Raw genomic sequence first — 13,340 nt, forward strand, 5'->3', positions numbered from 1 at the left:
ATGACCAGGCATTTGAAGCGACCTGTAAAAATATGGTTGTTTACTGCCTCGGTTTTTCTTTATCTGCTGACTTCACTGCCTGCTTTGGCGGCGATCTATTATGTTAGTCCTGCCGGCAGCAACGGCAACATCGGCTTGTCCGAAGGGCAGGCCTGGCAGACCGTTACTTATGCCGTCGCCAATTCTATCTCCGGCGACACGATTAGAATGCTTTCCGGCACGTACAACGCGTCGCTCGGCGAAACTTTTCCGATCAGTGTCGCGACCAAGCGCTATTTTCAGAAGTGGGGGAGCGGGACGCCGCTGGTCGAAGGGGCTTACGGCACCAATTCCAACCTCTTTACCGTCTCCGGTTCCGGCACGACTTTTGAAGGGATTACCATCCGACATAATGGGTCGAGCGATTATGCTTCTTATTCTTTGATCAACATCACGACTTCAAATTGCTTGATCGATAGTTGTTCTTTCGAAGGGGCGTATTACACCTATCAAGTTTACTTTCAGTCGACCGCCGCGCTGAATAATATCGTCAGGAACTCGAGCTTCTACGGGTTTAACGCCGCGACTTACGCCGTCTATTATTATCTTAGCAGCGCCGTTAACTCCAATAACATTATTGAGGGGTGCCGTTTTACCGGCAGCTTCAATCGGGCGGTCTACGCTTATTGGTATAATTACGGCTTAATAATTCGGAACAATAATTTTTTGTCTTCGGGTCCTTGCATCTATTTATATAACTACAATAATAACGCGATCATAAAGAACAATAATTTCTCCTCGCCTTCGAACGCTATTTACCTGTATTACTACAATTATAATTATGATATTTCCGAGAACACTTTGAATGGCGGTGATTGGCAGAATTATGCTTATGGCATTTATTCTTATCGTTCTTACGGTTCGATCACTTCGAACGAAGTCTCCAATTATTACATGGCCATATATGACTACCAGCGATATGGCAACATGACGATCCGCAACAATACTATAGTTAAAAATTATAACGGCATATATGGTTATACCGCAACCAGCTATACGACGACGATCAATAATAATATTATCAGCAGCGCGCCGGAAGTCGGCGGGACCCCGATTGCCGGCAGCTACGGTATTTATGATTACTATACTTATGATTTCGTCTCCAACTATAATGATTTGTACAATAATACAACGAATTATTTTGTTGTTTCCCAGGGGGCCGGCGATATCTTAACTAACGCCAGCTTTAAGGATCCCAATAATAATGATTACCATCTTAATCCCGACTCTCCTTGTATCAACGCCGGCACCCCGGCCGGGACCGACATCGGTCGCTATCAATATTTATTGAGCGTCAACCTCATTTCGCCCAACGGCGGGGAAACCTGGGAGGCAGGGAGTAAGCACCTGATCCGGTGGACGACCGAGGGGGATCCGACGGAGGTCAGACTTTACTACACCAGCGGGGAAGCCTATCAGACGATCGCGACCGGTTTAAGCGATACCGGTTCTTATCTCTGGACCTTGCCCGATGTTAACACGACCGAAGCCATAGTCAGGATTGAAGCTGAAAATACCGCTAACGCGGTGGTGACCGCTGAAAGCGACGGCCCCTTTGAAATAGTCGCGACTTACGATTATCCCAGCGTTGAAGTCTTTACGCCGAACTCCGGGAGTAAGATTGGCGGCAGTATGTCGTTTAACATTACCTGGCTGGCGACCGATGAGGGGGGAATTGCCGAGATCCAATTGTATTATACGACCGGCGAAGGCTGGCAAACGATCGCGACCGGAGAGCAGAATGACGGCGCTTATTCCTGGACCGCGCCGTTGATCGATACTAATGAAGCGATTGTTTCGGTCCTGGCGATCGATGATTCAACCGCTCATAATGTTGGGAGCGCGGAGAGCGCCTATTTTATTGTCGATAGTACCCCGCCTACTGTTCCTAATCCGGTGACCCCCGCCAATGGGAGTACGATAACCGAAGGGAAGCCGACTTTTACCTGGGAAGCGGCGAGCGATAACCTGTCCGGGATCGTCAGCTATGAGATCAACGTGGCTGGCGTCTCTCGCGTTCTTGGCGCGGTCCTTGCCTATACCCCAACCGGCAATCTGCCGGATGGGACGATCACCTGGGAGGTCCGGGCGAAGGATGGGGCGGGGAACTGGGGGAGCTGGAGTTCGCTCTTTAGTTTTACGCATAACGACCTTGATTCGCCGCTGGTCACGGTTGAAGCTCCCAATGGGGGTGAAAAGTGGGGGGGAGGGCAAACTCATAATATTACCTGGCAGGCGACCGATGAGAGCGGGATCAGCCAGGTTAAACTTTATTATGGGACCGGCGAAGGGTGGGTGGCGATCGTCAGCGGTTTGAGCAACACCGGCTCATATTCCTGGCTTCTCCCGGCTTATAACACCAATGAGGCGCTGGTCAGCGTTGAAGCGATCGACAACTCCGGCGCCTTAAATATCGGCTATGACGCCAGCGCTGCCCCCTTTATAATTGACAGCGAGCCCCCTTCGGTCCCGGTCCTCCTTTCTCCGGCCGACGGGGCGATTGTGGCTTTGCCGCCGACCATCAGTTGGCAGGAATCGACCGATAACTTGAGCGGAGTAGCCAATTACGAGCTGACCTTTGATGCTACTCTGGTCGTGACTTTTGGCGCGGCGACCCTTTCAACTCCAACTTCCGGGGTCGGCGCGCATAGTTGGAAGATCAGGGCCAAAGATCAGGCCGCTAATTGGAGCGCTTACAGCCCGCTTTGGACATACACCGTAACGACCGATGTTTATGTCGACGCGGTCAACGGAAACGACGGCAACACCGGCACGTCGGAAAGCCAGGCCTGGCAGACGCTGACCTACGCGACCGGTCAGGTCGGCGGCGGACAACGAATTTTAGTCAAGGAAGGGGTCTATGACAATGCGGTCCTTGGGGAATTTTTCCCGATCTATCTTCCCGACGAGGTCGCCATGGTCGGGTTTGGGGCGGGGATTAAAACGATCGAATCGAGCAGCGGCAACGATGTTCTTTCTCTTTATTATGCTTCGACCGTTGAAGGTTTTACTATTCGCAACCTTGCCGGCACTGGCTATATCGTTTATTACAGCGATAATTATGGCTACGTAAATCAATGTTCTCTGGAAGTCACGAACGGCGCCGGCGGCTTTTTGGTCGATGGCGGTTATGGTTCTTTCCTTAACAGTTCCTTTACCGGTAATGGCGGCGGCAACCAGATCAACGGGTCCAATTTTACGATCAATAATGGGACTTTGACCGGCAGTTTATTAGGCAGATTGATGTATTTTAACGTCTTGACGACCGGTCATATCATCAGAAACAGTTATTTCTCCGAAGCGAACGGCAATCAGGTTCTTTACTTCAGGCGCGGCAACAGTAATACGATAATTGAAAATAACGTTATTGCCGGCCCGGGCGGCAGTCAGGCGGTTTATTTCGATTCGGGCGCTTCTTCCGATAATGTTTTAATCAGAAACAATTTGATAACCGGCCTTGATTACAACAACGGGACCGGGATCTCCCTTTACGGCAACGGGACGATCGTCTCCAACGAAGTCCGATCGTTTAACACGGCGATCGAGGGGCAGTGGGACAGCAGCGGGACTTTAACGGTCGAAGGGAATACGATCGTTGGCTTCCAGGGAGGGGTAAGCAACAACAGCGATACTTTAACGATAATCGCGAAAAATAATATTATTGCCGCCGCGCCGAATTTGGGAGGGGGAGTTGCAAGCAGTTACGGTCTTTATAACGGCGGGGCCGGTTCGGTTGTTTCCGATTACAACTGCCTGTTTAACAATATGCAACACTTTTCCGGGGTTAGCGCGGGAGTGAGCGATATTATTACCAACCCCCGGTTCGTTAACCCGACTGGGAATGATTTCCGGCTTTATGCCAATTCGCCTTGTGTTGGTGCCGGAGAATTTGGGGTCAATATGGGGCGCTATAACGCGATCGGGGCTTCCCTGACCTTGCCCAGCCAATCATATGTTAGCGCTTTGACCGGCGATGATACGCTAGGCGACGGGACGATTGGTAACCCTTGGAAGACTATCACCCGGGCTTCGGCTTCGACCGAAGGGACGATCCACGTTTTAGCCGGGACTTATGATGGCCTGCTCGGGGAATCCTTCCCGATCTATTTAGGCGACGATCGCCAACTGCTGGCATCTGCCGGCTCGCCGATAATTGACGGGACCGGGAGCGGGGTCAACATTATTTACGCCGGTCTTAATTCCGTCGTTAGCGGGCTTGATATTCAACAGGATAGCGGCTTTCAATACGCGTTGGCGATACATAACAACAAGGCCTTGGTCTCCCAGTGTACTTTGGAAATTTCCAATAACGCCTACGGCTTGCAGGTTGTCGGGAATAATGTTCGGGTGGCGCAAAACACTTTTATCGGCAGCCTGGCGCGTTCCGGCCTCGAATATCAGGGGAGCGCCGGGACGATCGAAGGAAACACTTTCACGGGGAGTTATGACAGCGGCTTTGGCGGGCAGGCCGTTAATATGAGGATTGGAAGTTTTAATCGGATAACCAATAACCAGATCAGTAATTCTGCCGCTGATCGAGACGGTATCAACGTTAGCGGCGCTAATACTTATCTAACGATCGAGGCCAATACTATCCAAGCGGCAGGCGGCGGCAACGGCGTTTACGTAAGTTCTTCGATCAATAACTTTTATATTCATGACAATACTATTATCGGGGGCGACACCAGTGGCGCCGGCATGGGGCTCTATTTGGTCGGCTACGGTTCGGTTGTCTCCAACGAAGTCCGGAGTTTCGGCTCCGGTATTTATGTCGCCGAAATGAATAACGGCGATATGACTTTTAACAACAATACCATCGTGAAATGCCTGGTCGGTTGGCGGAACGAGGCGAGCGCCGCTTATTCGGCGACCGTGACCAACACTATTTTGGCCTGCTCGCCGGAGACCGGCGGCGTCGGCCTGGCCGGCAGTTACGGGATGCTCGACGCGGGGAATGGCAGTACTTCGATTTCCCGCTACAATTCCTTTTACGGGAACGAAACTAATACCAATCTCCTGATTACCGACAAGACCGGAGATGTTTACGAAGACCCCGAGTTCGTGAATGTTTCCACTGATAATTACCGACTGGGGGGAAACTCGATCTGCGTTGACGCCGGCACCCCGGAAGGGAACGACATGGGCCGCTATCAGTTCGGCGTCGGCTACGTTCAGATCTTCGTGACCGCTCCGGCGACCGGCGACGTCTGGTCGATCGGTAGTTCCCGGCAGATAATCTGGGAGACCAGCGGACGGCCGACCGCGATCGATCTTTATTACACGACTGGGGAAGTCTGGCTGCCGATCGCTCTCGGCCAACCAAATAGCAAGGTCTATTCTTGGCCGATCCCTAATAACCCGTCGACCGAAGCGAAAGTCCTGATCCAGGGGGCCAAAATTGGCAGTATTGGAACGGGGGAGAGCGGCTTCTTTACGATCACGCCTGATCAAATCGCCCCGAGCGTGGAAGTCACCAACCCGACTTTTGGGAACATTTGGCGGGGGAACGCGACTTATGAAGTAACTTGGACGGCGACCGATGAAAGCGGGATCGATTCGGTCAGCCTCTATTATCGCTTAAGTTCGGCTGAATCCTGGACCGCCATTGCTACCGGCCAGCCGAATAGCGGCAATTATTTCTGGTTAGTGCCGGCCGCGAACACAGTTGAGGCGGCGATTAAAGTTGAGGCGATCGATAGTTCCGCTAATCACAACATCGGGACCGGGGAAAGCGATGTCTTTACCGTCGACAGCCTGGGGCCTGACGCGCCGACCCTGGAAGCGCCGGCCAACGGCAGTACGACGACCGAGTCGCGGCCGATGTTCAGTTGGCTGCAACCCGCGGATAATTTCTCCGGCGTGGCCAGTTATGAGATTGCTATCGATAACGACACTTATCTTCTTGGCAATGTCGTAACTTTTGAGCCGACGACCAACCTGCGGGATGGGCTCCATAGGTGGCAGGTGATTGCCAGGGACGGAGTGGGGAACTGGGGGGAGTGGAGCGTCAGCTGGGAAGTAACCTACCTGGAAAAAGCGCCGCCGGTGGTCACGGTTGAAGCTCCGAGCGGCGGCGAGAGCTGGGTTGGCGGTACCAGCCATGACCTAACTTTTACCGCGACTGATGAGCACGGGATCAAGGCCGATTCTCTCGGGATCTGGTATTCCATCGACGATGGAGCGACTTATCCGTATCTGATAACGTCGGAGGCGCCGGTCGTTTCGCCGTACAACTGGACGGTGCCGAATATCAACACGACCGAGGTCAGGGTCAAGGTCGCCGTGACCGACAATACGATCAGCCAGAATGTCGGGAGCGGCGAGTCGACCAGTAAGATGACCATAGTTTTTTCAGCTCCGACGGTCAATTCGATCAATCCGAATACCGGGGTCAATACCCAGTCGTTTAATGATGTTGCCGTTGGCGGCGGCGGGATTAAGTCCGGCGCGACGGTCAAATTGACCAGATCGGGCGCGGTTGACATTAACGCGACCGATGTGAATTTTATAAGTGAAAACCAGCTGACCTGCGATCTTGACCTTACCGGCAAAGAAGGCGGCCTCTATAATGTTGTGATCACAAATCCCGGAGAACAAGCGGGAACTTTGACCAGCGGTTTTACCATTACCAATGGTCCGCCGACGATCACTTTGGTTGATCCCATTACCGGGATGATTGACGGCGGCAACCAGGTGACAATTACCGGCTCCGGCTTTTATAAAGAGGGGATCAGACGGAAGATCAATCTCAATAATCCCGGACCGGCGGAAACCAATTATCCGGTTCTGGCGATCGTCGATACCGCCGCGCTGATCGCCCAGGGGAAGATGAAAGCCGACGGCGGCGATATCCGGTTCGTCGCGTCCGATGAAGCGACCCCCCTTAGCTATTGGGTAGAATCGGACTTAAATACGGCCCGGACCCTGATCTGGGTTAAAGTTCCAACCTTACTGTCCGGGAATTCATATGTTTATTTAATGTACGGCGATCCGGCCCTGACTTCGCAAAGCAGTCTGGCCGATACTATTCCGGTCCTGGCCGACGCGGGGAACAAAGTTTGGCTGAAAGCGAATGACGGGACCGGCCAGACGATTGATTGGGCATATATACCTACCTGGACCGACATGAGCGGCAGCGGCAATACGGTTACACAACCTGGGACGACCAGCCTTCAGCCTCGATTAAGAACCAATCAATTGAACCAGTTTCCGGCGGTTTATTTTGACGGCGGCGACTGGCTGAAGAGATCAAGCTTGACCGGGATCACCACCCAGGAATCGGCTTTAGTCGTCGGAAAATTTACCAATCTTACCAACCGGGCTTTATTCGATCTTTCAGATCAGAATAACGTGACCAATAAGACGATCATGCTGATCGCCATGGACGGGCTGATAAAGTGGCGGCCTCATGATGAGCTTGCGAATCAGGCCTCTTTTTCTTTCAGCGACACGACCAATTATAACCTCTTTTATGGCGAGCATAAGGCGGCGCAAAGAGCGATTTACATGAATGGGACCCTGCAGAATCAAAATTTAAACACTTCAGCTTATTATAATCCGCTCTATTTGCGGGTCGGCGCTTTGGAATATTCTTCGACTTTGTATCCGCTTTCCGGTTACATCGCGGAGCTGATTATTTTCAACAAATTTCTCCCGACCGACGAACGCCAGCGGGCGGAAAAATACCTGAACACCAAGTATCAGCTCTACGATACCGGCTCTCTTCCCACGGCGGCTATTGAAGCGACTGAAACCGGCCAGCTTTTAACCGTTAATTTTGGAACTACCCCGGCCGCTACCGTTACCTGGGAGAGCTCAAGCTCGATCAAGGCCCTGGCCCCGACCCATCCTGTCGGGACCGTTAATGTCCAGGTCGTCAACCCGGACGGCCAGTCCGTTGCGACGCTGGACGCTTACACATATTATCAACCGCCGCTCAAGCTTTATTCGCCGGACGGCGGAGAGAGCTGGTCGATCGGCTCATACCGGCAGATCACCTGGGAAGCGATCACCAACCCATCATCGATCAACTTGTATTATTCGGTCGATAACGGAACGACTTATGCCTCTATTGCCAGCGGTCTGCCCGATACCGGCAGTTATGAATGGTTCGTGGCGGGGAGTGTGACGACCGAAGCCAGGGTCAGGATCGAAGCGGTCAGCACCGAAGGGACGGTAACCGACGAATCGAATGCCAAATTCTCGATGACCGCCCAGCGGGATTACTATGTCAACGTCTACACCGGCAACAATAGCTACAACGGCTTGACTCCGGTCTACATTTCCGGGACGACCGGCCCCAGGAAAACCCTGACCTACACGGCGGCGAATACTCCCATTTACTCCATCATTAATTTGGCGCCGGGGACCTATACCGCCGCTTCCGGCGAAACTTTCCCGATCAGCATTAACAATACCAAGCTGGTCGTTTCCACTTATACCAGGCAGGCCACTTTTGACGCCCTTGCCAATGCCAGCGATGTTTTTGACCTGGGGGCGTCGTCTACTCTGGAAGGGCTATCGATCCGCTCCAGTAACAGCAGTTCCAGTTATTATCTGGTTGATATCGGCGGAGCATCAGCCGGGGTTGTTCGGTGTAACCTGGTGAGGACCAACCAGCCGCAATTGATCGATGCCAGCGCTAATTATGCGTACATCTATGGGAACTACATGTCGGAGACCAGTACCGCTAATTATAATGTCATTTATTGTAATTATACCGATTTGACCTTTTCCAGCAACACAGTGGAGGGGTCGGCGTCGGGCAGTTTACTTCGGGGTTCTAGCAACAACGCGGTGATCGACGGGAACCGTTTTGTCTACAACAATTCCGGCTCCGTCATTAACGCCGGCACCTCGACCGGCTGGACCATACAAAACAACGTTGTTATCGGCAATGGAACTGGTACCGGGATCCTGGCGACTTTGAGCGGTTACATCACGACCAACGAGGTCCGCAGTTTTACTACCGGAATTAATGCTACCGCTAATGGCGCGTTGTATATAAGGAAAAACACGGTCGTTAAATCGAGTACCACCGGAATCAACGGGGCGATCAGCACCGGCACCGTCGCCATTCAGGATAATGTCATTAATAATGCGGTTACGCTGGGAGCGATTGGGGTGACGACCGGGATCACCGGAAACTCCCTTTCGGTCAGCGAAGACTATAACAATTTTTACGGTTGTGCGGCCGCCTATAGCGGGACTCTGACGACCGGGTCCAACAGCAATACTCTCTACCCGCGATTTGTCGCTCCGCTGACCAACGATTACCGGTTAGCCGGCGATTCCCCGGTCAAAAATACCGCTTCCGACGGGTCGTATCAGGGCGCTTATCCGACGGTTGAAGGGTCATCTTCCGGCATTCTAAGCGATTCGTACGTCAGCGGGAGCGGGAGTGACGAAACCGGGGACGGCTCGTTTGCCAATCCGTGGCGGAGCATCCGCTATGCCTTGCCACAAACGGACGGTGTGGTCCATGTTTTGGCCGGGGTTTACAACAACACGACCGAAGCGTTCCCCTTGCTTTTAGGCGACAATGCCCGGGTCGTGGGAGAGGGGACCGGTCTGGCCACGATCGAAGGGGAAGCAATTACCCAAGACCTCTTCAGCGTGATTGGGCGGTCCGTGTCGATAGAAGGCTTGACCTTCACTTTCGCCAACAATTCGGCCAAGTACATGATCAACCTGGCGAGCAGCGGCGGCGGCGCGGTGATCAGGAACAACACCTTAATCCGGAGCGTCAATACTAATACCATCTATAATGATTCCAGCGGGAACTTGATCCAGGGGAACTGGTTCCGCAATACCGGGACCAATACGTATTGTATTCGGATCAATACCAACGGCAAGCATATGACCGTGGCCGGCAATACTTTTGACGCTTCCGCCGATCAGATCATCTCCTGGGTCAACTATGTGACCGGGGCGACGATCGAAGCGAACCGCTTCAATTACACCGGCAGCGGCAGTTTAGTTCGTGATACTTATGGTTCTTATCATCGTTTTCAGCGGAACGTGATGATCGGCAATGGTTCCGGCATAGGAATTTACATGCTCCGCGGTTATGGGAGTACTATTTCATCCAGTGAGATCAGAAGCTTTGGGATTGGGATTCATCTTGAACAGTGCGGCAGTGATCCTGATTACCCGGTCAATGTCATTAAGAATACGATTATTAAAAACGGGACAGGGGTTAGGATCGAAGGCTATTATAGTACCTATAAGTCCCGGGTTTACGACAACATTATCAGTGGGGCCCCCGGTCTGCGGGATGCGGCCGCCAATATCGGCTTGCAATATTTCAGCGGTATTCTAGACGCCGATTACAATGCTCATTTCAACAACGCTTCTTCCTATTCTTATGGGTCACATGACCTTTTTGATCTCTATCCAAAATTTGTTGATGTCGCGACCGATGAATACCATTTATATGATGATTCACCTTGTCTTGGCGCCGCGTCCGACGGCGGGGTGATCGGGTATTACGAATCGATCGGGAGCAGTTCCGGGATTTTAACCGAGAGCTATATCAGTGGGAGCGGAAGCAACGAGACGGGGGATGGGACGATCGGCAATCCGTGGCGGACCATTACTTACTCCCTGCCCAGGACCCTTAGCAAGATCAATATTCTTCCCGGCCGTTACGCCGCCCCGGCCAGCCCGACGGGGGAGAGTTTCCCCATTACTTTGAACGCCAGGACGGTCCTTTCCGGGGACGGGAGCGGCTTGGCCACCCTGGAAGCCGGAGGGATGGCGCTTTCTGACGCGATGGTCAATATCGGGCGCTATTGCACGGTCGAAGGGCTCTCTTTTACTTACAGCGGTCCGACCTGGGATTGGATCATTGATTACACCGGCGAATACGGGACGGTCAGGAACAGCCGCTTTTATCGTGGGGCCAATTCCTACTGTTTTGATTTTGGCGGTTTGAGCAATGGTTCGTTCCTGGGAAACACCGTCACCGCGCCGACCTCTGCCGGTAATGTTTTCTACGATTCCGGCAATAACCTGGTGATCAGCGGGAACACTGTTGAGGCCAACTGCGGCACCTCGCCCCTGACTTCAGGGTTTGGTGACAGCAATATTGTGATCGATGGAAATACCATTGGCTATACCGGGACAAACTACGCTGTTTACTTAGCCAGCGCCACTAACGCCCGGGTAAGCAGAAACCTCATTATCGGTCGCTCCGCCGCCGGGAGCGGCATCAGATTGACCGGCGCCTCGGCTCTAGTCAGCACCAACGAGGTCCGCGGTTTTGGCGTCGGCATCTATGCCGGCTCGGCCGGAACAACTCCGACTACTGATATCGATATTAACCGCTGTACAGTGGTCAAGAATTTGGTCGGGATCCAAACTCCCGATAATGACGTGTATATTTACAACACTATTATTTCCAACGCCCCGACCGTTGAAAGCGGGACCGGGGGAGCGGTCGGGAGCATCGGGATCTACCGTTCCGGGACTGGCGGCGTCACCCGGCCGTACTACAACGACGTTTACGGTTGTGAAACCCTTTATTCCAGCGTCACTTCCCGCGAAGGTTCGATCTCGATTAACGCCCAGTTTATTGATATTGATAATAGTAACTATCACCTGAAACCAAACTCCCCCTGCGTCGGCGTCGGCACGCCGGAGGGGACCGATCTGGGGGCCTACGACGGGACAGCGGTCTACCTCCTCGCGCCAAACGGAGGGGAAGAGTGGACAATCGGGGGGACCAGCGAAATTCTGTGGCGGACCAAAGGGTATCCGACCGCGATCGATCTCTCTTACTCGATCGACGACGGCGCGACTTATGCTTCTATCGCGGTCGACGAGGCCGATGACGGGACCTATACCTGGACCATTCCGGCGCCGGCGACGACCGAAGCCAAGGTCAGGATCGAGGCGGAAGAGCTGGGGCTCATCGCGACCCGGGAATCGGCCGCCAACTTTACGATCAGCCAACTGGGGGCGACCATTACCCAGCCGGTAACCGCTGAAATACTGGAGGCGGGAAGGATCTATGGGATCAGCTGGGAAGCGGTCAGTCTGCCAACCTCGTTTAACCTCTACTACACGACCGGCGACGCCTATGTCCTGATCACCAGCGAAGTAGGCGGGGCCGACCGGTCATACGGTTGGCTGGTCTCCGATTTCCCCACGACCGAAGCTCGGATCAAGATCGAGGCGCTAAAACAAACACTCATCGCGACCATGGAGACCGATACCTTTACCATTTATACTCCTCCTCTTTCAATTGAGGTTGCCACGCCGAATGGGGGAGAAATTTGGGAAGGGGAATCGTGGCATGAAATCACCTGGGAAGCGGCCGGGCTTCCCGATAGCTACAACCTCTATTACACGACCGGCGACGCCTATGTCCTGATCACTAGCGAAGTCAATGGCCTGCTAAGAAGTTATAACTGGCGGGTGGCCAATATCACCACGACCGAGGCCCGGGTCAGGGTCGAAGCGGTGAAGGGGGGGCAAGTCATTTCCGACGAATCGGACGCGGCCTTTACCCTCCAGCTTTATACGCCGGTTGTCGCGACCGTTACTTTCCCGAATGGGGGAGAAAATCTTGAGGCTGGTTCTTGGCGGAACCTTGCCTGGAGCGCGACCGGCCTGCCGAGTTCATTTAACCTCTACTACACGACCAACGAAGCGACCGGCTACCGGACAATTACGACCGAAGTTTCGGGCCTGAACCGCTCTTACTCCTGGTTTGTGCCGAACCGGCCGACGACCCAGGCCAAGGTCCGGGTCGAAGCGATCAAAAACAGCGTCCTGGTCTCAACCGACGAATCAGACGCGGGCTTTACCATTTCCCGGCCGACCCAATATGTCGTCAGTGTCGGGATAGGGAGCAACGAGAGCTATGACGGCTTGACCTCGGAAGTCTTCGTGACCGACGGGGTGACCCACGGCCCCTGGCAGAGCATTACTTACACTTTGGCCAACAGCCAGGCGGGGGATCGGATCTGGGTGATGCCGGGCACTTACCTTCAAACCTATGAAACTTTCCCTATTACCGCAACTGACCGCTGGCTGACCGCCCAGCAGACTTACACGGCGACGATCGATTCTGTGTTGCTGGCGGGAGATACTGTTAGAGTGGGAAATAACGGGACGGTTGAAGGTTTTACTCTAAAAAGTAAAGCTTACGCGACTAATGATTATACCTATTATGCCACTTTAAATGTCATCGGAAATAATACTGTAGTCATTAACAATAACATTACCCAGGAGTCAACCGTGGTTTGGCCTAGTTATCCCGGCAATCCGGTTGCTTTGACCGAAGACGTTGTTAA

The 13,340-nt window shown here is 53.2% G+C and carries 1 protein-coding gene (cut by a window edge); it reads left to right on the forward strand.

The genetic code is table 11. From position 1 onward, the window contains the following. A protein-coding gene (locus WC772_01690) for a DUF2341 domain-containing protein (protein MFA6169468.1) crosses the window boundary here: on the forward strand, window positions 1–13,340 show its beginning. Its footprint extends 14,401 nt past the window's final position; the window shows 13,340 of its 27,741 coding nt (coding positions 1–13,340); it begins with the start codon at window positions 1–3; its stop codon lies beyond the right edge, outside the window.

It is taken from the genome of Candidatus Margulisiibacteriota bacterium (assembly GCA_041661965.1).
In the GTDB taxonomy this organism is placed as follows: Bacteria; Margulisbacteria; WOR-1; order O2-12-FULL-45-9; family XYB2-FULL-48-7; genus XYB2-FULL-45-9.